Origin of the sequence: Vibrio sp. PBL-C16, from assembly GCF_034321865.1 — a bacterium.
Lineage (GTDB): Bacteria > Pseudomonadota > Gammaproteobacteria > Enterobacterales > Vibrionaceae > Vibrio > Vibrio alginolyticus.
Genome location: NZ_JAXLNY010000002.1, coordinates 1,073,475 through 1,096,150, shown reverse-complemented (window position 1 = coordinate 1,096,150; position 22,676 = coordinate 1,073,475). Strand labels below are relative to the sequence as shown.

Annotated in this window: 20 protein-coding genes and 1 other annotated feature; of the genes, 13 read left to right on the top strand and 7 right to left on the bottom strand. The window is 44.7% G+C overall.

All coding sequences use genetic code 11. The annotated features are described in order from the left end of the window. Nucleotides 1-10: 10 nt before the first annotated feature. Nucleotides 11-1,843 carry an excinuclease ABC subunit UvrC gene (gene uvrC / locus UQW94_RS13305; RefSeq protein WP_315956421.1) on the bottom strand — a complete coding sequence of 611 codons (1,833 nt, stop codon included), beginning with the start codon at nucleotides 1,841-1,843 and terminating at the stop codon, nucleotides 11-13. A 1-nt stretch (nucleotide 1,844) separates the two neighbouring features. Next, on the bottom strand, nucleotides 1,845-2,489 hold the full coding sequence (gene uvrY / locus UQW94_RS13300; RefSeq protein ID WP_005386783.1) for a UvrY/SirA/GacA family response regulator transcription factor: 645 nt from the start codon (nucleotides 2,487-2,489) through the stop codon (nucleotides 1,845-1,847). A gap of 426 nt (nucleotides 2,490-2,915) precedes the next feature. Here uvrY and UQW94_RS13295 point away from each other — a divergent pair, with 426 nt between their 5' ends. Continuing rightward, on the top strand, nucleotides 2,916-5,279 hold the full coding sequence (locus UQW94_RS13295) for a DNA polymerase II (protein ID WP_064354135.1): 2,364 nt from the start codon (nucleotides 2,916-2,918) through the stop codon (nucleotides 5,277-5,279). Here UQW94_RS13295 and UQW94_RS13290 read toward each other — a convergent pair. Next, on the bottom strand, nucleotides 5,276-6,043 hold the full coding sequence (locus tag UQW94_RS13290; protein WP_064354136.1) for a hypothetical protein: 768 nt from the start codon (nucleotides 6,041-6,043) through the stop codon (nucleotides 5,276-5,278). The genes UQW94_RS13295 and UQW94_RS13290 overlap by 4 nt on opposite strands. Before the next feature lie 194 nt (nucleotides 6,044-6,237). Here UQW94_RS13290 and yeiP point away from each other — a divergent pair, with 194 nt between their 5' ends. Further along, entirely contained in the window at nucleotides 6,238-6,804 is a 567-nt protein-coding gene (gene yeiP, locus UQW94_RS13285) for an elongation factor P-like protein YeiP (RefSeq protein ID WP_005376801.1), read from the top strand. Between the two features lie 2 nt (nucleotides 6,805-6,806). Next, on the top strand, nucleotides 6,807-7,127 hold the full coding sequence (locus tag UQW94_RS13280) for an HI1450 family dsDNA-mimic protein (RefSeq protein WP_005376800.1): 321 nt from the start codon (nucleotides 6,807-6,809) through the stop codon (nucleotides 7,125-7,127). 187 nt (nucleotides 7,128-7,314) lie between these two features. Here UQW94_RS13280 and rluB read toward each other — a convergent pair whose 3' ends face one another. Continuing rightward, on the bottom strand, nucleotides 7,315-8,253 hold the full coding sequence (gene rluB / locus UQW94_RS13275) for a 23S rRNA pseudouridine(2605) synthase RluB (protein WP_322142271.1): 939 nt from the start codon (nucleotides 8,251-8,253) through the stop codon (nucleotides 7,315-7,317). 566 nt (nucleotides 8,254-8,819) lie between these two features. Here rluB and UQW94_RS13270 point away from each other — a divergent pair. Next, entirely contained in the window at nucleotides 8,820-9,530 is a 711-nt protein-coding gene (locus UQW94_RS13270) for a calcium-binding protein (RefSeq protein ID WP_005376796.1), read from the top strand. A gap of 91 nt (nucleotides 9,531-9,621) precedes the next feature. Here UQW94_RS13270 and UQW94_RS13265 read toward each other — a convergent pair whose 3' ends face one another. Continuing rightward, on the bottom strand, nucleotides 9,622-10,242 hold the full coding sequence (locus UQW94_RS13265) for an L-threonylcarbamoyladenylate synthase (protein WP_005376791.1): 621 nt from the start codon (nucleotides 10,240-10,242) through the stop codon (nucleotides 9,622-9,624). 59 nt (nucleotides 10,243-10,301) lie between these two features. After that, a complete protein-coding gene (gene rnm, locus UQW94_RS13260; protein ID WP_005386777.1) occupies nucleotides 10,302-11,159 on the bottom strand; it encodes an RNase RNM in 858 nt (285 codons plus the stop codon). 95 nt (nucleotides 11,160-11,254) lie between these two features. Between rnm and UQW94_RS13255 the strand changes: the two genes are divergently transcribed. The 8 genes from UQW94_RS13255 to UQW94_RS13220 all read left to right on the top strand — a co-directional run bounded on the left by UQW94_RS13255 (nucleotide 11,255) and on the right by UQW94_RS13220 (nucleotide 19,201). Further along, nucleotides 11,255-11,380: a trp operon leader peptide gene (locus tag UQW94_RS13255; RefSeq protein ID WP_005376787.1), complete on the top strand. Its 126-nt coding sequence runs from the start codon at nucleotides 11,255-11,257 to the stop codon at nucleotides 11,378-11,380. Then, nucleotides 11,327-11,430: a sequence feature (Trp leader region), on the top strand. (Overlaps the previous gene by 54 nt.) Before the next feature lie 126 nt (nucleotides 11,431-11,556). Then, complete coding sequence (locus UQW94_RS13250; protein WP_225474054.1) at nucleotides 11,557-13,122, top strand: anthranilate synthase component 1; 1,566 nt, start codon at nucleotides 11,557-11,559, stop codon at nucleotides 13,120-13,122. Between the two features lie 16 nt (nucleotides 13,123-13,138). Next, nucleotides 13,139-13,747 (top strand): aminodeoxychorismate/anthranilate synthase component II, encoded by a 609-nt coding sequence (locus tag UQW94_RS13245; protein WP_054577042.1) that lies wholly within the window; start codon nucleotides 13,139-13,141, stop codon nucleotides 13,745-13,747. Between the two features lie 37 nt (nucleotides 13,748-13,784). After that, nucleotides 13,785-14,795, top strand: coding sequence for an anthranilate phosphoribosyltransferase (gene trpD, locus UQW94_RS13240; RefSeq protein ID WP_225474055.1), 1,011 nt, complete (start codon nucleotides 13,785-13,787; stop codon nucleotides 14,793-14,795). 13 nt (nucleotides 14,796-14,808) lie between these two features. Further along, the gene (gene trpCF / locus UQW94_RS13235; RefSeq protein ID WP_225474056.1) at nucleotides 14,809-16,248 is read left to right on the top strand and encodes a bifunctional indole-3-glycerol-phosphate synthase TrpC/phosphoribosylanthranilate isomerase TrpF; all 1,440 of its coding nucleotides are present in this window, start codon (nucleotides 14,809-14,811) and stop codon (nucleotides 16,246-16,248) included. A 64-nt stretch (nucleotides 16,249-16,312) separates the two neighbouring features. Next, nucleotides 16,313-17,503: a tryptophan synthase subunit beta gene (gene trpB, locus UQW94_RS13230; protein WP_005376781.1), complete on the top strand. Its 1,191-nt coding sequence runs from the start codon at nucleotides 16,313-16,315 to the stop codon at nucleotides 17,501-17,503. After that, a complete protein-coding gene (gene trpA / locus UQW94_RS13225) occupies nucleotides 17,503-18,309 on the top strand; it encodes a tryptophan synthase subunit alpha (protein WP_047009991.1) in 807 nt (268 codons plus the stop codon). The genes trpB and trpA overlap by 1 nt, the downstream gene beginning before the upstream one ends. A 196-nt stretch (nucleotides 18,310-18,505) precedes the next feature. Continuing rightward, entirely contained in the window at nucleotides 18,506-19,201 is a 696-nt protein-coding gene (locus UQW94_RS13220) for a Crp/Fnr family transcriptional regulator (protein WP_005376777.1), read from the top strand. A 126-nt stretch (nucleotides 19,202-19,327) separates the two neighbouring features. On the opposite strand, the gene UQW94_RS13215 is transcribed toward UQW94_RS13220, so the two are convergent. Beyond that, a complete protein-coding gene (locus tag UQW94_RS13215) occupies nucleotides 19,328-20,869 on the bottom strand; it encodes a long-chain-fatty-acid--CoA ligase (RefSeq protein WP_064354141.1) in 1,542 nt (513 codons plus the stop codon). A 543-nt stretch (nucleotides 20,870-21,412) separates the two neighbouring features. Between UQW94_RS13215 and UQW94_RS13210 the strand changes: the two genes are divergently transcribed. After that, a complete protein-coding gene (locus tag UQW94_RS13210; RefSeq protein ID WP_005376774.1) occupies nucleotides 21,413-22,672 on the top strand; it encodes a dicarboxylate/amino acid:cation symporter in 1,260 nt (419 codons plus the stop codon). Nucleotides 22,673-22,676 lie beyond the last annotated feature (4 nt).

The following is a 22,676-nucleotide window of genomic DNA, read 5'->3' as shown; positions in this document are numbered from 1 at the left end:
GCGATTTTCCTTATTGTTTCAATGCTTGGAAAATAATTTCTGCTAAAGAGTGACTTATTCCCGGTACTTTGGCGATTTCTTCGACACTTGCACGTTTAAGTTCTTGTAACCCACCCATGTACTTGAGTAACGCCTGACGTCGTTTAGGGCCGATTCCCTCAATCCCTTCGAGTGCACTCGTACGTCTGGTTTTACCTCGCTTAGCACGGTGCCCCGCTATAGCATGGTTATGGCTTTCATCACGAATATGTTGAATAAGATGCAGCGCAGGAGCATCGCTTGGTAAATGAAACTCGTCCCCATCGACTGTAATCAGCGTTTCTAAACCTGGTTTGCGAGTAACGCCTTTTGCAATACCAATCATGATAGGACGCTTTGGCCAATCCCCCCAGTACTGCGAAATGATGTCATGCGCACGATTTAACTGACCTTTACCGCCATCGATAAAGATGATGTCGGGAATTTTCTCTACGTCCAATTGCTTCGAATAACGGCGCTCCAACGCTTGTCCCATTGCTGCGTAATCATCACCACCGGTAATCCCAGTAATGTTGTAGCGACGATACTCCTGCTTTACGGGGCCTTCGTTGTTGAACACCACACATGACGCAATCGTGCTTTCCCCCATCGTATGGGAGATATCAAAACATTCCATTCGAGCTATAGACTCCAAATTCAATGTTTCGCGAAGCGCATGAAAACGCTGATTAATCGTCATTTTGTGATTGATTTTGGTGGTAATCGCCGTTAGTGCATTAGTGTTCGAAAGCTTGAGATACCTTGCTCGAGAGCCAGTTGGCGACGTATGAAAATGAACCTTACGGCCTGCCACTTCACTTAACGCTTTCTGTATTGGCGCAATATCTTCTGCCAACTCTTGATTCAAAATAATACGAGAAGGAATTGTACGTGCTTCGTTATGGCTCAAATAGTATTGAGTCAGAAAACTATCGAACACTTCCTGCTGGCTTGTATTTTGTGGGATTTTCGGAAAATGACTACGGCTACCAAGCACTTTGCCTTGACGTATCATCAGGATATGGATACACGCGATACCATTCTCCTGAGCAAACCCGAGTACATCCATATCATCCATGCTGTCTTCTGAGACGTACTGCTGCTCTTGAACACGCCTAATCGCTTGGATTTGATCGCGAAATTTAGCGGCATCTTCAAAGCGCAATTGCTGACTGGCAACTTCCATTTTCTCGATCAGTTGTTTGAGTACTTGCTGATCTTTGCCTTGCAAAAACATGCGCACAAAGCCAACCAACTCTGCATATTCTTCATCAGAAATGATGGTATTAACGCATGGTCCTGCACAACGACCAATTTGGTACATCAAACATGGGCGCGTTCGGTTGGAATAGACAGTGTCTTCACACTGGCGCACAGGAAATATCTTTTGCAGCAAATGCAATGTTTCTCTTACTGCACCAGAATCTGGGTAGGGGCCAAAATATTCACCTTTGCGCTTCTTGGCGCCACGGTGGATAGAAAGCCGTGGGTGCTTATGACCGCTAATAAAGATATAAGGGTAAGACTTATCATCTCGCAGCAACACATTGTATTTCGGCAAATACTGCTTGATGTAGTTATGCTCTAAGATCAGCGCTTCTGTCTCAGTGTGAGTCACCGTGACGTCTATTTTGGCGATATTACTGACAAGCGCGCGAGTTTTCTCACTGTCTACTTTTTTCCGAAAGTAGCTTGAAAGGCGCTTTTTAAGGTCTTTGGCTTTACCTACGTAGATTACAACAGCTTCGGCGTTGTACATTCTGTAAACGCCGGGCTGATTAGTTACTGTCTTGAGAAAGGAAGCCGAATCGAAGGGAGGATTCACGCTAAAGGGTCTCGGTGTCCAGCATTCCGTGGCGAATCGCTAAGTGAGTTAACTCAACGTCACCATTAATGTCCAATTTACTAAAGAGTCGGTAGCGATAGCTGTTGACTGTCTTTGGACTTAAATTAAGTTGCTCAGAAATATCCGTTACCTTTTGGCCTTTGGTGATCATAAGCATGATCTGCAATTCACGCTCGGATAAGTCTTTAAAAGGGTTCTCAGAGGCTGGAGAAAATTGACTCAATGCCATCTGCTGCGCAATCTCTGGCGAGATGTAACGCTGCCCACTATTAACTACACGAATCGCATTCACCATTTCGTCAGGGCCAGCACCTTTGGTTAAATAACCAGACGCACCTGCCTGCATCACCTTGGTTGGAAACGGGTTTTCTGTATGAACGGTAAGTACGATGATTTTCACATCAGGATTCACGCGAAGAATTTTTTTAGTGGCTTCCAAGCCGCCAATTCCTGGCATGTTCATGTCCATTAAAACTACGTCAGCATGATTACTGCGACACCATTTTACTGCATCTTCACCGCTGTCAGCTTCTCCTGCTACGTTCATTCCACGGACGTCTTCAATAATACGTCGTATCCCTGTGCGAACCAGCTCGTGATCATCTACAAGGAAAACATTTATCAAACTTGTATCTCCACACTTTGTATTGGTTCTGCACCCACATAACCATTATTTGTTAAATGTGGATATCAGTATGACTGCCTATATACTAACGTAATCGACAAAAAATTGCTTTCTATGAATATGTGCTGAAACGCAAACTTTAGCAAGAACTTATTCATAAACCACTCTATTATTTTAGAGCGTGATGAGCAGAACCGAAATCTAAGAAAAGACAATTAACAACATTAAGTACAATAAATCAAGTAACTAGATTTCATATTGCCCAGAGAAACACGCTATAACTTAAAATGACACTGTCCCTCTTGCACCAAAGACTAACTTGTAATCACTAATTCCAGCAAAAATTGAGACGCTTTCTTTACTGGTTATTTTTACAGTTCTTAGTGTTAAACTAACGTTCTTCAAGTTTTCTAAGGTTTCTCACATTTGAATATCCAACAAGGCTTTCTGCTTACTCGACAGGCACGAGACATCAAAGGTCAAACTCAAATCGAGTTGTGGCTTTCGACAGAAGCAGGTCCTACTCAGTTACTTATTAATGGTGAGAAGCCAGTATTTTTCATCGCTCAGAAACACTCAGAGCAAGCAAAGACACTCGCACGAGAAAAAAACATATTCGTCGACATCCGCCTTTTGGATCTCAAAACGTTTGAACATACGCCTCTTGCTGCCTGCTATACCAATGTAACCAGAGACGCTCTCGCACTCAAAGACACATTCGCTCAAAAAGATATCACTACGTACGAAAGTGATATTCGCCTCGCCGATCGCTACCTAATGGAGCGTTTTATCAAAGGCAGTATCGAGTTTACAGGCAATGTGACTCGCACCAATGGCTACCAACGCGTCCAGAGCGCAAAATGCCGTGCGGGGCAATATGAGCCGAAGTTAAACGTTGTCTCGCTAGATATAGAATGCTCTGAGAAAGGCATTCTTTACTCAATCGGATTAGACAGCGTCATGGATTCCCGCGTTATCATGATCGGAGAAGCAGAACCTTCGGAGACACCGATACAATGGGTTAAGGATGAAAAAGCGCTTCTAGAAGCACTCATCGTTTGGTTTAAACAGTTCGACCCCGATGTCATTGTCGGTTGGAACGTCATTGATTTTGACTTTCGTCTGCTACACAAACGAGCAGAATGGCACAACATGAAGCTAATGCTTGGTAGAGCAGACCAAGCCAGCTTTTTCAGAAGTTCATCTCAAAGCCAACAAGGGTTTATTTCCATTCCAGGGCGAGTTGTAATGGACGGTATCGATACGTTAAAAACGGCGACTTATCACTTTCGGTCTTGGTCATTAGAGTCTGTATCTCAAGAACTCTTAGGGGAAGGGAAAGAAATCCACAACGTTCATGACCGCATGGATGAGATCAATCGTATGTACCGCTCCGACAAACCATCGCTGGCTAAATATAATTTACAAGACTGCGTGTTAGTGAATAAGATTTTCAATCACACTCACCTGCTTGACTTTGCAATAGAGCGCTCTCGTCTCACTGGTGTCGAACTGGATCGTGTCGGCGGTTCGGTTGCAGCATTCACAAACCTATACATGCCTCAGATACACCGAGCAGGCTACGTTGCCCCAAACCTACACCCTGAAAGTTGGATTGCGAGCCCAGGCGGTTACGTGATGGACTCCATCCCTAACCTATATGATTCTGTTTTAGTATTGGATTTTAAGAGTCTATATCCATCGATTATTCGCTCTTTCTTGATTGATCCTATGGGTTTAGTTGAGGGGTTATTGCTCGATATTGGAAAAGAAGAAAATCAGGCTGTACCTGGCTTTCGCGGTGGGCAGTTCCATCGTACGAAACACTTTTTACCAGAAATGATTGAAAAGCTTTGGGCAGCACGTGATGTTGCAAAGAAGAACAATGAAAAAGCTTTTTCTCAGGCAATCAAAATCATCATGAACTCCTTTTATGGCGTACTGGGCTCATCGGGATGTCGTTTCTTTGATACTCGGTTAGCTTCTAGTATTACCATGCGCGGACATGAAATCATGAAGCAAACTAAGGTGCTGATCGAGGAGCAAGGATATCAAGTGATTTACGGCGATACGGATTCCACATTCGTGTCGTTGAATCGACCATACAGTCAAGTAGAAGCTGACGCTGTTGGAAATCAATTAGTTGATTACATCAACTCTTGGTGGCAAGAACACCTGCGTTCTGAGTACAACCTAACATCTATGTTGGAAATCGAGTATGAAACCCATTATCGCAGATTCCTTATGCCAACGATTCGTGGCGCAGAAACTGGCTCGAAAAAGCGCTATGCGGGTTTAATCGGTGAAGGAGAGCAAGAACGGATTGTATTTAAAGGGTTAGAAAGTGCCCGTACTGACTGGACCTCGTTAGCACAGAAATTTCAAAATACACTCTATAGCATGATTTTCCATGGTGAAGATCCAAGCGACTATGTCCGAGAGATGGTTGAGAAAACTAACAACGGTGAATTTGATGAACAGTTGGTGTATCAAAAGCGACTGCGCAGAAAACTGCATGAGTATCAGAAGAACGTCCCGCCACAAGTGCGTGCAGCTCGTTTAGCGGATGAGATAAATGCCAAGCTTGGCCGCCCATTACAGTATCAAAACCAAGGACGAATTGAATACATTATTACCGTGAACGGCCCTGAACCTTATGAGTACCTCAATAGCCCGATTGATTATCAACATTACATTGATAAACAACTCAAACCCGTTGCAGATGCGATTCTCCCTTTCATTGGGACGGACTTTGACAGGCTTTCAGCGCCGCAAATGGGGTTGTTTTAGCCGATACGAAACTCTGTTTTCTGGTACTGTTTGACTAACCAATCACCAAACGCATCAATTAGCCCGATAACAGAACGCTTGGGAATCCCCCGGCCAGAAAGTAAAATTTCTAGCCGCTCGATCTCAAGCTGCTTTTCAGGATGATAAGTTAAGAATACCTTGCCACACTCTACGGGGTCATCAAACCAACGTTTATCTCGATACATCACCAAAGAGTATGACGCTCTTAGTAACTTTTTAGCAATCACGCGCTGGGCGGCCACCTGCTCTTCTATCGTCTTCGCTTGTACGATTTTTTTGCGATAAGCCGTAATCCAATCTTCCACATCCATATTCCAGTGCTTAGCAATTTCCCAACTTGGGACGTAATCACCAAAACAGTCTGCTAGATCATCACCATAAACACAGACACAGCAATGCTTAAGCATAAAGCCCCAAGTGAAAATACTGTCTAAATTAGCTACTTCGCTCACTAAGGCTGTACGGACCGATACACCATTAACGTGAGGGTAACTCTGCTGCGCACGCCACTTAATTGTGTTGAGCAAAGTCGCGCTATTGTGCTCAAAGGATGATTGAGTAACGACAACCAAGTCTAAGTTCGACTTCCCAACGATCGCTGTTTTGCGAGCAACACTACCGTATACATAAACGCTGTGTAAGTTTTGCCCCAGTCCACCTTTGAGACAAGCGGTGACTTCCCTAATTAAAGGCGCAAACTCTGGTTGAAATGGTTGTTTAGGATCGATAACAGGCAGAGACATGACTTAAAACGTGTTCTCAGATGGTTCAAGAAGTTGGGCTATATGTTCTCTTAGCCGACTCACCGAATCAAGTCCATTCAGGTGTTTAGTCATGGGAGTAACAACAAATTTCTGCAATGAATTTTAATGCTAGGCGGCTAACTTAGCGCTATAATCACCGAGTTTTGCTTAATAAGTATGAATAGGAATATACAATGCCAAAGGCAAGTGAAATCAAAAAAGGCTTCGCAATCGAGTCTAATGGTAAAACTCTTCTAGTTAAAGACATCGAAGTAACGACTCCTGGCGGTCGTGGCGGCGCTAAAATCTACAAAATGCGTTGTACAGATCTAAACACGGGCGCACGTGTAGATGAGCGTTACAAGTCTGATGACGTTGTTGAAACGGTAGAAATGAACAAACGTGCAGTTGTGTACTCATACGCTGACGGCGATGAGCACATCTTCATGGATAACGAAGACTACTCACAATACACATTCAAGCACAATGAAGTTGAAGACGACATGCTGTTCATCAACGAAGATACACAAGGTATCCACATTATCCTTGTTAACGGTGCTGCAGTGGGTATTGAACTACCATCTTCTGTTGAGCTAGTGATTGAAGAAACTGACCCTTCAATCAAAGGTGCTTCTGCATCTGCTCGTACTAAACCAGCACGCTTCGCTTCAGGTCTTGTCATCCAGGTTCCTGAGTACATTGCAACTGGTGACCGTGTTATCATTAACACAGCTGAACGTAAATACATGAGCCGAGCATAAGCATGTCTGATTTGATTTCTTACGACGACGTCATCGACGCAGCGTACGACATTTTCCTTGAGATGGCTCCAGATAACCTAGAGCCAGCTGACGTGATTCTGTTTACTGCGCAATTTGAAGATCGTGGTGCCGCAGAACTTGTTGAAACCGGTGATGACTGGGTTGAACATGTTGGCTTCGAGATCGACAAAGAAGTATATGCAGAGGTTCGTATCGGCCTAGTAAATGAGGAAAATGACGTTCTTGATGACGTATTTGCTCGTATGCTAATCAGCCGAGACCCTGAACATAAGTTCTGCCATATGCTTTGGAAACGCGATTAACGTTTCTTCATCATGAACAAAGATACCAGCCTAGTGCTGGTATTTTTTGATCTGTTGTTTTCGTCTAGCTGAGATATATGTTTATACAAAGCACCCTGCTCTATATAGGCTTTAGATCCTTTTGTTATGTAACAGATAAGAAAAAGGCTTGCCGAATTGGCAAGCCTTTCTGATGTTTTGCTATCGATTAACGATGCTTATTGCGTGCGCCTTGGTCACCAGCAGTCTTCTTCGGCTTACGACGAGAAGGGTTGTTGCTGCGACCTTTTGGCGTGTTAACACGCTCTTCATGGCGCTTAACTGCGCGACGAATTTTTTGGCTGCGTGCACGCTCACGTTTGCGTGACGTATTGTCTTTGTTCAGATCAAGCATGGTTTCTTTCTCTGGACGAAGCTCTACAAGCTCACGCAAGTAGTTTACTTCTTTCAGGTCAAGCTCCATCCAACCGCCACGAGGCAGTTTCTTGTCTAAGAAGATGTCGCCGTAACGAACACGTTTCAGACGGCTAACGGCACACTCTTGCGATTCCCATAGTCGACGAACTTCGCGGTTACGACCTTCGTTGATAACAACGTAAAACGTGTGGTTCATGCCTTCACCACCCGCGTAAACAACATCTTCAAAGCGAGCTAAACCGTCTTCCAGTTCAACACCTTTTACTAGATTACGAACTTTCTGTTCAGTTACTTCACCGAACACACGTACTAGGTATTCACGTTCAACTTGGCGGCTTGGGTGCATTAAGCGGTTCGCCAGTTCACCATCCGTTGTGAAAAGCAGAAGACCAGAAGTGTTCGCATCCAGACGACCAACTGAAATCCAACGAGAGCCACGAATTTTTGGCAGACGATCAAAAACAGTACGACGACCTTCTGGATCGTGACGAGTACACAGTTCACCCTCAGGTTTGTAGTACGCAAGTACACGACAAATCACTTCTTCTTGAATCTTTGCAGAGACAATGTGACCATCGATACGAACTACGCTGCTCTCGTCTTCAAGTCTTTCACCAAGCTTAGCGACTACACCGTTCACGCTAACGCGACCAGATTTAATTAACGATTCAATCTCACGACGAGAACCGTGACCAGCACGTGCTAATACTTTTTGTAACTTTTCGCTCATTTATCTACCTATGTGTCGTCTTCACAGACGTCTAGACCAGGATTGGTCTGCATTTTGCTATTTACCCATTTCAGTGGGATTTTTCGGTCGGACATTATACGTAACTTTCTTAGTTAATGTAAGCTAAATCGGCGCCATTCTCCACACCAAAATTCACTTCAAAAATGACCGAAATATTTGTCCTATTCTGCAACTTTTTTACTACTTAATGCAGGCATTGCTCAACGAGAATCCCACTAATATCGGTCTTCCTGAACCACTTTAACCACGCGGTACCTGATAAAATTGTCAGGGTTACAACAATAACCACTTGGGGTGTGTTTACTGTTCGTATTGCTAGAAAGCAACGAAGAATAAGCCGTCCCTGTTTGCTGCTAAGTAATACCAATCACCGCAGACAATGAGCGCTCATAGCAAAACAAGGTCGTGGGTAGCAAGACAAAAATTGTCTTTAAGTCATTAGTTCACATCAAAAAATAACACTAATGCTATCGTGTACTCTGACTCTCTAGGTTCGCTCTGCACTCTCGGCGATTGGCATAAATCAGACAAAAAGGAATAGAACAATGTCTATGCTAAATCTCGACCTAAATTGGATTTTTGGGACATCTCAAGATGACGATATGACAGGCACAAAAGGCTCTGAAACAACCGATATTTTCTTCGGCTTCTGTGGTGATGATAAGTTTGTAGGATACGGAGGTAATGATATTGTCTTCGGTGGCTGGGGAGACGATACCTTGCTTGGTGGCCGAGGTAACGACTTTGTTTCTGGCGGCTTTGGAAACGATTTCCTATCCGGAGGATTAGGAAACGACAAACTCTTTGGTGGCTGTGGCGACGACACAATTTTTGATTATTCAGGCAACAACTACTTGAGTGGTGGCTGGGGTAACGACACCCTCGTTGTTGGTGATGGTGAATCAGTACTGAGCGGTGGCTGTGGAGACGACACCTTCGTGCTTACAAACCGCCTGGCTATTGGTGTACCTGATCAGCCAGTATCTTCCAACGATATTGATGTCAAAGCCGACATTGTCGATTTTAATATTTTCCATGACAAACTTGTCTTTGATATGGGCCGAGACACTGATAACGATGGCATTCGAGATACGTTCTTGGATTCAGCGGATGATCTGACTTTATCTTACAATGAATGTGGCTGGGCAGTATTCTCAAGTGATGAATACAATGTTGAAGTGACACTAAACGGTGTGAGCTCTGCATACATCAACTATGCAGAACAAAATGGTATCGACATTTTCGATTTTGCTTAACCTCAATCAGTTAAGTTCAATGAGATATTCGATATGACAACTAAAATAGGAGGCGCGATGCCTCCTATTTTGTTTGGCGGTGGTGCGTCTACTATTCGAATGGTGCAGGGTCACCTGATCCCAAACGAACTACAACAGGTTCACCTTCGCTAAAGTCAATTACAGTCGTAGGTTGTTCACCTAGGTAACCGCCATTAAGAATCACATCAACCGCATGTTCTAGTTTATCGCGAATATCCTCTGGATCAGATTCTGTTACGTCACTGCCAGGTAGAATCAACGACGTAGACATCATCGGTTCACCTAATGCTTCCAATAAGTCCAAGGCAATTTGATTGTCTGGGACACGGATACCGATGGTCTTACGTTTTGCATTCATCAAACGACGCGGCACTTCTTTTGTGCCTTTGAAGATGAAGGTGTAAGGACCTGGTGTGTTATTTTTCAGCAGTCGGAATGCAGAGTTATCCACTCGCGCATAGAGAGAAAGCTCCGACAAATCACGACACAGTAAAGTAAAGTTATGCTTATCATCCAGACGACGAATCTGACAGATTCGTTCCAGTGCTTGTTTGTTCTCCAACTGACAGCCAAGTGCGTACCCTGAATCAGTAGGGTAAACCACAACGCCGCCGTTACGAATGATTGCTACTGCTTGATTAATCAAGCGAGCCTGTGGGTTTTCTGGGTGAACGTAAAAAAACTGGCTCATTGTAATTCCTCATTATCGAGCCTCTCGGCTCTATATTTTTATGGGTTCTCGACTTCGTATTACTGAGTATTATTCAACGAAGGATCTATTCCCCAATCTTTCCAAACTGGTTCGACGCCAGCAGGCAACCATAGGTTCCTTCCTAGCTCCATCCACGGTGATGGGTAGTGAAAATCACTGCCTTGAGAGGCTAATAGTTTGTATTGTATAGCATAATCAGCCAAGTTGCGCCTTTCTTGTTGCGCTTGCTGTGGCTGTGCAACTTCCATCGCATCACCACCTGCTTCGACAAACGCTGCTAGAAGACGCTTAATCCACTTCGCTGTCAACTTATATCTGCCAGGATGCGCTAATACCGCCATTCCACCAGCCGCATGGATAGCATCAACCGCATCCTTCATCGAACACCAATTCGGTGGTACATAACCTGGGTTATTACGCGTTAGGTATTTTTTAAACACCATTTGCATGGTTTTTGCGTAACCATTATCTACCAACCATTTCGCGAAATGCGCTCTTGTCACTGGAGCATCACCGGCGATTTGCCTTACCTCTTCAAGCACACCTACTCGAGTTGCTTTTTGTAGTCGCTCTGCAATTAACTCAGATCGTGTTATGCGATGCTGCTTCTGCTGTTCTATGAGGGCAGATAATTGTTCATTTTCCGGATCAATATTCAGGCCGACAATATGAATGTCTTTGTTTTGCCAGACGGTCGATATCTCAATGCCATTGATGATTTTTATCGGCAAATTATTATCTTGAACGTATTGCTTAGCTAACGCCAAACCGTCAACCGTATCGTGATCAGTGATCGCCAAAACCTCGATATCAAAACTCAGCGCCCTTTCCACTAAATCTTTAGGTTCTAACCGACCGTCCGATGCAGTGGTGTGACTATGTAAATCAATTCTCATATTTTTATCGTTTTAATGCCGTTTTGGGGTTGACTTTTTACTCTCGCACTAGTTAACTAGTACACAAATACAAAGTACGTAATTTAAGGTTCACCATGTTACAAGAATTTAACCAAAACCAAAAAGCGAAAGTTGCGGTTTGTCTTAATAAGGCAAACTCATCAGATCTTGCTTGGTGGCGCACTTGGACTAGTTCTTGGTGGGCAAACGTATACTTCTAGTTTATAGAACCAAACGTTGTAAAGCCCGCTACTTAAGCGGGCTTTTTTGTTTTGTTGCTCATTTCACATTCAACTGCCTAAACATTAATCGAATATAGCCAACTCTAGATTGGGAGAACGTTTGCTTTATGCGACTATGTACGGTAGGAAGATTTAAACAGCTACAAGGAGGTCTTGTGAACAAGGCCATTGAAATTAAGAAACTTGGACAGCTTGAAGTGCTAACGGCTTCCGTCCCTTATACTCAAGACCCGACTCGCTTGTTCCACACACTATGTGAGAACAAAACTGACAGCCTATTGCTGGAATCTGCTGAGATCGATTCAAAGCAAAATTTAAAATCCCTGCTGATCGTAGATTCAGCGGTTCGCATTGTTTGCTTCGGCCATACCGTTAGCATGCACGCCTTGACCAATAACGGTAAAAACCTACTGTCTCACCTAAACCAGAACATCCGTGGTGACGTTGAGAGCAAGTTCGATGGCGAAACGCTAACTTTGCAGTTTAACCAGCCATGCGACACGTTAGATGAAGACTCTCGCCTACGTGAAGCCTCTTCTTTCGATGCGCTACGTTTGGTTCAGCATAGTTTTGATATTTCACAGCAAGACAAACACGCAATTTTCCTTGGTGGTCTGTTTGCCTACGACTTAGTCGCAAACTTTGAGCCGCTTGGTAATGCCGAAGTAACAAATCAGTGTCCAGATTACGTTTTCTACGTCGCGGAAACACTACTTGTTGTCGACCATCAAACGGAATCTTGCCAGCTTCAAGCGACGTTGTTTGTTGATGGTTCAGAGAAAACAGCGTTAGAGACTCGCATTGCAGAAATCAGCGCTCAGTGTGCAGCGCCAAAACTACTGCCAAGCGCAAAACAAATCGCTGACATAACGATAGAACCTAGCGTATCTGATACAGACTTCTGCCAAACCGTTCGCAACTTAAAAGAGTTCGTAGTGAAAGGCGATGTATTCCAAGTTGTACCGTCTCGTAGATTCACTCTACCTTGTCCTTCTCCACTGGCGGCTTACAAAGAACTGAAACAAAGTAACCCAAGCCCTTACATGTTCTACATGCAAGATGAGCTGTTCACTCTGTTTGGCGCATCACCAGAAAGCGCGCTTAAGTATGAAACCGATACCAACCAAATTGAAATCTACCCAATTGCAGGCACACGTCGCCGTGGTAAACGCCCGAATGGAGAGATCGATTTCGACCTAGATAGCCGCATCGAACTTGAACTGCGCACCGACATGAAAGAAAACGCAGAACACATGATGTTGGTTGACTTGGCACGTAACGACGTCGCTCGTATTGCTCAAGCTGGTACTCGCCACGTAGCAGACCTTCTAAAAGTCGACCGCTACAGCCACGTAATGCACTTGGTGTCTCGTGTGGTTGGTCAACTGCGTGAAGACCTAGACGCGCTGCACGCATATCAAGCATGTATGAACATGGGTACGCTCACCGGCGCACCTAAGATTCGTGCCATGCAGTTGATTCGCGATGTAGAAGGCGCACGACGCGGTAGCTACGGCGGCGCTGTTGGCTACCTCACTGGTGAAGGCACACTCGACACCTGTATCGTGATCCGCTCAGCGTACGTTGAGAACGGCATTGCTCAAGTTCAAGCTGGTGCTGGCGTGGTGTTCGACTCTGATCCGCAAGCGGAAGCAGACGAAACGCGCGGCAAAGCACAAGCGGTAATCTCTGCTATCCAAGCAGCGCATAAGTCACAATAAGGAATAGGGTTCAGAGATGGCTAATATCATTTTTATCGATAACTTTGACTCGTTCACCTACAACCTTGTGGATCAGTTCCGCTCGTTAGGTCACTCGGTCAAGATTTACCGAAACAACATCCCAGCAGAAACCATCGAACAAGCGGTAAACGAGCTTGAAAACCCAGTGGTTCTGCTATCGCCAGGCCCTGGTGCTCCTTCAGAAGCAGGCTCAATGCCTGAGCTTATCCAACGCATGAAAGGCAAAGTGCCGATGATCGGCATTTGTCTTGGTCACCAAGCGATTGTTGAAGCGTACGGTGGCACCGTTGCTGGCGCGGGCGAAATCATTCACGGTAAGGTCTCTATGATGGAGCACCAAAACCATGCGATTTACCAAAACCTACCATCACCACTTGCAATTGCACGTTACCACTCGCTAGTTGCGACCAAGGTTCCTGAGAGCCTAACCATCACAGCAGAAGTGGATGACTTGGTAATGTCTGTTGTACATGAAGAAGATAAAGTTTGCGGGTTCCAGTTCCACCCGGAATCTATTATGACGACCTACGGAGCAACACTGTTGGCCAATGCCATTGAATGGGCACTTGAAGAACAAACTTCAGCGACCCCACTCACTGCTTAAAAAGCACTTGGCACATAAGAAATTTAGGAGAGGAAATATGGAAGCAATCATCAACCCTATTATTACCAAACTGTACGAGCAAGAATCGCTTACTCAGGAAGAGAGCCAACAGCTATTCGACATCATTATCCGTGGTGAACTAGACCCAATTTTGATGGCATCAGCACTGACTGCACTAAAACTCAAAGGCGAAACGCCAGACGAAATTGCAGGCGCGGCGAAAGCACTGCTGGCAAACGCAAATCCATTCCCTCGCCCAGATTACGATTTCGCAGATATCGTAGGTACTGGTGGTGACGGTCACAACACCATCAACATTTCAACCACTGCGGCGTTTGTTGCTGCAGCATGTGGTCTAAAAGTAGCGAAACACGGTAACCGCAGCGTTTCAAGCAAATCTGGTTCTTCTGATCTTCTTGATTCATTTGGTATCAACCTAGCTATGAGCGCAGAAGATACGCGCAAAGCGGTAGACGATATTGGTGTCGCTTTCCTATTTGCACCTCAATACCACGGTGGTGTGCGACATGCGATGCCAGTGCGTCAAACCATGAAAACACGCACCATCTTTAACATTCTTGGTCCACTGATTAACCCTGCACGTCCTAACATCGAATTGATGGGCGTTTACAGTGAAGAACTGGTTCGTCCTATCGCAGAAACCATGCTACAAATGGGTATGAAGCGCGCCGCTGTAGTACACGGTAGTGGTTTGGACGAAGTAGCAATTCACGGTGAAACAACGGTTGCAGAAATCAAAGACGGCAAGATCACTGAGTACACGCTAACACCAGTAGACTTCGGTCTAGAAGCGCACCCATTAGAAGCGATCAAAGGTGGCGATCCTGAAGAAAACAAAGCAATCATTACCAATATTCTGACGGGTAAAGGTACAGACGCACAATTGGGCGCAGTGGCAGTGAACGTTGCTCTGCTAATGCGTCTATTCGGCCACGAAGATTTGAAAGCCAACACGCAACAAGCGATTGAGGCAATGAATTCAGGCAAGGCGTACCAATTGGTACAACAACTTGCCGCACACGCTTAAGGAATTGAAGAAGATGACTGACTTCAACACTCAGCAAGCTGGCAACCTGTCTGAACACGTTTCTAAGAAAGAAGCAGAAATGGCAGAAGTACTGGCGAAAATTGTCCGCGACAAATATCAATGGGTAGCAGACCGTAAGGTGTCTCAACCGCTAAGCACATTTCAGTCTGATTTGCTGCCATCGGACCGCAGCTTCTACAATGCTCTGAGTGGCGAAAAGACGGCATTCATCACCGAATGTAAGAAGGCATCTCCTTCTAAAGGTTTGATTCGTGATCACTTCGACTTGGATTACATTGCATCGGTTTACAACAACCATGCTGATGCGATTTCAGTCCTAACAGACGAGAAGTACTTCCAAGGTAACTTTGACTTTCTTCCTCAAGTGCGTGGTCAAGTTAAACAACCCGTTCTGTGCAAAGACTTCATGATAGACACCTACCAAGTTTACCTAGCACGTCATTACAGTGCTGATGCTGTGCTATTGATGCTTTCTGTCCTGAATGACGAAGAGTACAAAGCGCTAGAAGAAGCAGCACACAGCCTGAACATGGGTATCTTGACCGAAGTCAGCAACGAAGAAGAGCTTCATCGTGCCGTTAAGCTTGGCGCACGCGTTATCGGCATCAATAACCGTAACCTTCGCGACCTAAGTACTGATTTGAATCGTACTAAAGAACTGGCACCGACAATTCGCGAACTGGCTCCTAACGCAACAGTAATCTCAGAATCTGGCATTTATACACATAAACAAGTTCGTGATTTAGCGGAATACGCAGACGGCTTCTTGATTGGTAGTTCACTGATGGCGGAAGACAACCTAGAACTTGCTGTACGTAAAGTGACGTTAGGCGAAAACAAAGTGTGTGGCTTAACGCATCCAGATGACGCAGCAAAAGCATATCAAGCTGGCGCGGTATTTGGTGGCCTGATTTTTGTCGAGAAGTCGAAGCGTGCGGTTGACCTTGAAGGTGCTCGCTTAACCATGAGCGGTGCTCCACTGAACTATGTAGGCGTTTTCCAAAATCACGATATCGATTTTGTTGCTTCTGTCGTCACCTCTTTGGGTTTAAAAGCGGTGCAACTGCACGGTCAAGAAGACCAAGCTTACGTAAACCAACTCAAAGCCGAACTGCCAGCAACGGTAGAAATTTGGAAAGCTTACGGCGTGACTGATGCCAAGCCAGAACTGCTAGCAGACAACATTGATCGCCATTTATTAGATGCGCAAGTTGGCACTCAAACTGGCGGAACTGGTCAAGTGTTCGACTGGTCACTGATCGGCGACCCAAGTCAAATTATGCTAGCGGGCGGACTGTCGCCAGAAAATGCTCAACAAGCAGCGACACTAGGTTGCTTGGGATTAGATTTAAACTCTGGTGTAGAAAGCGCACCAGGCAAAAAAGATTCACAGAAGTTGCTCGCGGCATTCACCGCTATTCGCAGCTACTAAAGCTGGATATCAGCTAAAAAATTTAAAGCTATTCGTAGCGAAAAATACGAGAAGGAATATAACGATGGCAAAACTGAATGCCTACTTTGGCGAATACGGCGGTCAGTACGTTCCGCAAATTCTAGTTCCAGCACTGGAGCAACTAGAGCAAGCGTTTATCGACGCGCAAGAAGATCCAGAATTCCGCAGCGAATTCATGACGCTTCTTCAAGAGTATGCGGGCCGCCCAACGGCTTTAACTCTAACTCGTAACCTAACCAAAGGTACGAAAACCAAACTGTACCTAAAACGTGAAGACCTACTTCACGGTGGTGCCCACAAGACTAACCAAGTGTTGGGTCAAGCGCTACTTGCGAAACGCATGGGCAAAAACGAAATCATCGCTGAAACTGGCGCAGGTCAACACGGTGTTGCAACCGCACTAGCATGTGCACTGCTTGGCCTTAAGTGTCGCGTGTACATGGGTGCAAAAGACGTTGAGCGTCAAAGCCCGAACGTATTCCGTATGAAGCTAATGGGCGCAGAAGTTATTCCTGTCCACTCGGGCTCTGCGACACTTAAAGATGCATGTAACGAAGCGCTACGCGACTGGTCTGCAACTTATGAAGACGCGCACTACCTACTAGGTACAGCGGCAGGCCCTCACCCATTCCCAACGATCGTGCGTGACTTCCAACGCATGATTGGTGAAGAAACGAAGAATCAGATTTTGGCACGTGAAGGTCGTCTTCCTGATGCGGTTATCGCATGTGTGGGCGGTGGTTCAAACGCGATTGGTATGTTTGCTGACTTCATCGAAGAAGAAAGCGTTCGCCTAATTGGTGTTGAGCCAGCAGGTAAAGGTATCGATACTGACCAGCACGGTGCACCACTTAAACATGGTAAAACGGGTATTTTCTTTGGTATGAAAGCGCCATTGATGCAAGATCCAAACGGTCAGGTTGAAGAGTCATACTCTGTCTCTGCTGGTCTTGATTTCCCTTCAGTTGGTCCACAGCACGCACACCTAAACGCAATTGGCCGTGCTGAATACGACAACGTGACAGACGATGAAGCGCTAGAAGCATTCCAAGAGATTGCACGCCATGAAGGCATCATCCCTGCACTTGAATCTTCTCACGCCGTGGCACACGCACTGCGTATGGCACGTGAGAATCCAGAAAAAGAGCAATTGCTGGTTGTTAACCTATCTGGTCGTGGTGATAAAGATATCTTCACTGTACATGCCATCCTAGAAGAAAAAGGAGCGATCTAATGAGCCGTTATGAGAAGATGTTTGCGCGCCTAAACGAAAAGAACCAAGGCGCATTTGTACCGTTCGTAACGGTTTGCGATCCAAACGCAGAGCAGTCTTACAAAATCATGGAAACACTGGTTGAGTCTGGCGCAGATGCCCTTGAACTTGGTATTCCATTCTCAGATCCGCTAGCCGATGGCCCAACCATCCAAGGCGCTAACATTCGCGCGTTAGATTCAGGTGCAACACCAGATATCTGCTTCGAGCAAATCGGTAAGATCCGAGCTAAATACCCAGAGTTGCCTATTGGTCTTCTGATGTACGCGAACCTTGTTTACTCTCGTGGTATCGAGAACTTCTATGAGCGTTGTGCAAAAGCAGGCATCGATTCTGTTTTGATTGCAGACGTACCAACTAATGAAAGTGCTGAATTTGTTGCTGCTGCAGAGAAGTTTGGTATTCACCCAATATTCATCGCACCACCAACGGCAAGTGATGAAACACTGAAGCAAGTATCAGAGTTAGGTGGCGGCTACACTTACCTACTATCTCGTGCTGGCGTTACTGGCGCAGAAACCAAAGCAAACATGCCTGTAGGTCATATGCTGGATAGACTGAACCAATTTGATGCGCCACCAGCACTACTTGGTTTTGGCATCTCAGAGCCTGCACAGGTGAAACAAGCACTAGAATCTGGCGCCGCTGGTGCAATTTCTGGTTCAGCCGTGGTCAAAATCATTGAAGCGAACGTTGATCAGCCACAAATTATGCTCGACAAGCTAGGTGAATTCGTTTCTGCAATGAAAGCCGCCACTCAAAAATAATTTCAGTTTGATATGACACAACAACGCCCGCTTAACATTATGTTTAGTGGGCGTTTTCTTACTATCGCGTTTATGCCACGTCATTTTTTGTTCAACGCCCGCACTTTCCAAATCTATCTCAAGCAGAGCACTCAAAGAGTGTTAAGCTTGGGTAACTTAACTAACTCAATAAAGCAATGTGCAGTAAGGTTGCTACATGGAAGAAGTCAAAACACTGCTAGCCAAATGTCCTGTACTATCAGGGCTGCCAGATAAAGGGCTTAGTGAAGCAGCGCAAATGACTAAGGTTCGCTGCTTCGACGAAAAAGCACTGATTTGCAATAAAGGTGCGCTTCAATCTTCTCTTATGGTCATAGCTCAAGGTGCAGTGAGAGTGAACTCAATTAGTTCAAAAGGCAAAGAAGTCACACTGATGATTTTCGAAGCTGGTGGCTGGTTTGGAGACAATGTTTTTTCTCCCGGTATGCCTCGTATTTTTGGTGCGACCGCGCATTCTGACGTGACTGTAATGGAGCTTCCTGGAGATAAATTTCGCCAGTTACTCGCCAAATACCCTCAAAGTTACCCCACTATACTCGACTTACTTAGCCGCCGTTTATGGTCTGCTATTTCTGTTATCGAAGATGACGCGATTAGAGGAATTGAAGAACGAGTCGCCAAAAGGTTGCTGCTGCTTGCTGAATACCAACTTAATCAAGCGATCGATACTCGACCATGCGTTGTCAGGGTAACAAGAGAACATATCGCTAACATGATGGGGCTAACTCGTCAGAGCGTACACAAGATACTAAAACGATTAGAAAGTATTGGGATGCTAGAGCTAAACTATGGCTCAGTAACCATTACCAATCCGAAACGCTTAGAAGAATACTTTAAAGAACTCGAGCAATAGATCCATTCAACAAACGGTAAGTATTGTCTAACGATAGCTAAAAACCTTATGCATCTAATTGGTCAAGAGCACAACACCATTTGCACTTAGGCAAGTGGCGCTGTGACACAAAAACCATTGAATTGACTAAGCTATATTCAATTCAGATTTCAACTCACGTTTCAAAATCTTTCCTGTCGCACTCATCGGGAGGTGTTCACGAATTTCGACATAACGAGGATATTTAAACGAGGCTAATTGCTCTTTACCCCACTTTTGTAATGAATCGGCGTCAATGTATTCTTTTGGTTTAAGTACAACGTAGGCTTTTATCTCTTCGCCATACTCTTCATTTGGAATCCCTATCACCGCTACCATTGAAACTGCAGGATGAGTCATGAAAACTTCTTCAATTTCTCTGGGATAAACATTAAATCCACCTCGAATGATCAGATCTTTCATTCTATCGACAATAAATAAATTACCTGAACTGTCAAAGCGGCCCACATCACCAGTATGGAACCAACCATTTTGTAGCGCAGATTCAGTAACTTCTGGGCGGTCAAGATATCCCTTCATAACATTATGACCACGCACAACAATCTCACCTTCTTCGCCTATCGGTAGTGCATTACCTTCAATATCGATAACTTTTACTTCGACACCTTGAACCGGTTGACCTACCGAGCCTGGTATGCGCTCCTGATCCAAATGATTAAAACATGCAATAGGACTTGTCTCCGATAACCCGTATCCCTCTAAGATCGGCACATTAAATGTTTCTTCAAAGGTTCGAAAGATTTCGGTTGGCAATGGCGCACCACCGCTTACTGCAACACGCAATGACGAGGTATCAAATTGATGCTGCACGTGAAGCAGACCGATGTACATCGTTGGCACACCAGCAAATATCGTCACCCTATGTTTTTCCACCAGCTCAAGAACATGTTTAGGCTCAAACCTAGGCACTAACACCAATGTTGCCCCGCCCAAAACACTAGCATTTAAGTGGACGGTTTGACCAAATGTATGAAATAAAGGCAAAGTTACTAAGTGAATATCATCGGCCTGGCTGCCCATAATGTTTTGTGCCACCAGAGCGTTCATTATGATGTTCTGCTGAGTCAGCTCAGCGCCTTTTGGTAAGCCTGTCGTCCCTGATGTATACAAAATCACACAAGTATCATCCGCATTACGCGGTATATAATCCGGCAACGGTTGGACATCGGCTATAAACGCATTGAGAGTTATTACACCATTCCAATAGCTTTGATCTTGAGATTGAGTCAGTACGACTATGCCTTCGCATGTATCGACTTGTTCAAAGGCTTTGACGCCCTCTTTTGCCATTGGCAGTTCTTTCGTCCCTTCAAAGCAGAAATAAAACTTCGCTTTTGAATCTTCTAAGTGATACTTAATTTCTCGCGCTTTCAAAAGCACATTTAATGGGACTGCAACCGCGCCAGCTTTTTGTATTGCATAATAAACAAACGCGAAAAAAGGAATGTTTGGGCATGAAATCGCAACGCGGTCACCTGGCTTTACGCCTTTATTGATTAAAGACGCTGCGATCTTGCCGGCGATCGCATTAAACTGCGCATAATTTATCTTTTCAGCGCCACATATCAACGCCGTTTTATCTGGTTTACTCGCAGCATTTCTTTGTAACGCAGCAGCAAGATTCATCATAGTCTCTTCACCTCTTACTTGTCTTTCTCGTCTAATCAGCTCAGGAGCATTAACTAAGCAAGTTATCCTTAACACTGGATCGTCAGCATTTGATTCTCACCAGTCATTACCATTTAACATTATGTTTACAACGCAATCAGGACTAAGAATGTAAAGCAATTAACATTTCAGAAGGCAAATTAATAAAAGTGTGAGCTTGAAAGAGATGAATTGTTATAAATATCACCCCAAGTCACTAAAAACTCTGACTGCAATAGCAAATACAAAAGCGGTTAAAATTAACAAAAAGAAAACAAATAAAGAAAAATAAACTTGAACAATCCCAAGCGTAACCCTTATAAGAAAAATCAATAGCAAACGTTTGCTATTGAACAAAACTTTATCGTTCGTCAATAAAATATCGATTAATCCATCAATAATACCTTGCTGCATATTGCCAATTGTAAACGATAAGTGTAAAAAGCAAGGCGAGATAATTATCCGTAAATCCATTTATGGTTAGTGGGTAATTTTAGGATTTTACATTTTATTAGCACAGAGGTTATGGAAGTGTTAAAAGAAAAGAGTTTGCTAAACAACATTGGCGTACAAGTCGTAATCGCCATGATCGTGGGCACAGCCGTTGGTGCCATGATGGGTCATGATGCGACAGTGTTCGCTCCTTTAGGTGCTATCTTTATCAACTTAATCAAAATGTTGGTTATTCCTTTGGTCGCTGTAGCCTTGATTTCTGGCGCCGCTGGTCTTGGGAACAGCCAGTCAGCAGGTAAAGTTGGTATCGTCACTCTAGGTTATTTTGGTTTAACATCCGCCCTAGCCGTTGCGCTTGCACTATTTATGGGTGAAGTATTCCAACCAGGCATGGGTATCGACGTCTCTGGCGTCGAAGGCATGTTCTCAGCAGAATACGCTTCAAAAGGTGAACTACCTACTTTCTGGGCAACCATCACTGGTATGATCCCAACCAACGTTTTCCAATCACTAAATGAAGCAAACATCCTACAGATCCTCGTTTTCTGTATGTTCTTTGGTATTGCGATTTCTAAGCAAGCAAAAGAGCGTCGTGAACCAATCATCAATGGTGTTAACTGCATCGTTGACGCAATGGTTTGGATGATCAACAAAGTAATGATCATTGCACCTATCGGTGTATTTGGTCTGATGGCAGAAGCCGTCGGTACGTTCGGTTTTGGTGCGCTAATGGTGGTGTTTAAACTGTTCGTTGTTTACGTTGCCGCCATCCTAATCTTCGGTTTCGTTGTTTACCCAGCAATGGTGCATGTTTTCACGAAGACATCTGCGAAGAAATTCCTGTCTTCAATGAAGAAACCGCAAGCAGTTGCGCTTTCAACAGCGTCTTCTATGGCAACACTGCCTGTTACAATGGACACCTGTGAAAAAGAGCTGGGCGTAAAAAATTCAACTGCATCATTTGTTCTGCCTCTAGGCGCAACGATCAACATGTCAGGTAATGCGATTTACTATGGCTTGGTTGCTATCTTCTTTGCTCAACTGTTCAATATCGATCTAGGCATGGGCGCTTACATTGCAATTATCGTAACGTCTACATTGGGTGCGGTTGGTCAAGCGGGTGTTCCTGGCCCTTCTTTCCTAGTGGTTGCCGTGCTTCTTGCCGCTGGCATTCCAATTGAAGGTCTACCGCTGCTATTCGCTCTTGACCGTATTTTCGATATGATTCGTACAGCACTGAACATCACAGGTGATGCTGCATGTGCAGTTATCGTTGATGCGCTAATTGAAGAAGAAACGGCAGAAGCTGAGCTAAAAAAGCAAGAAGCCTAACCCT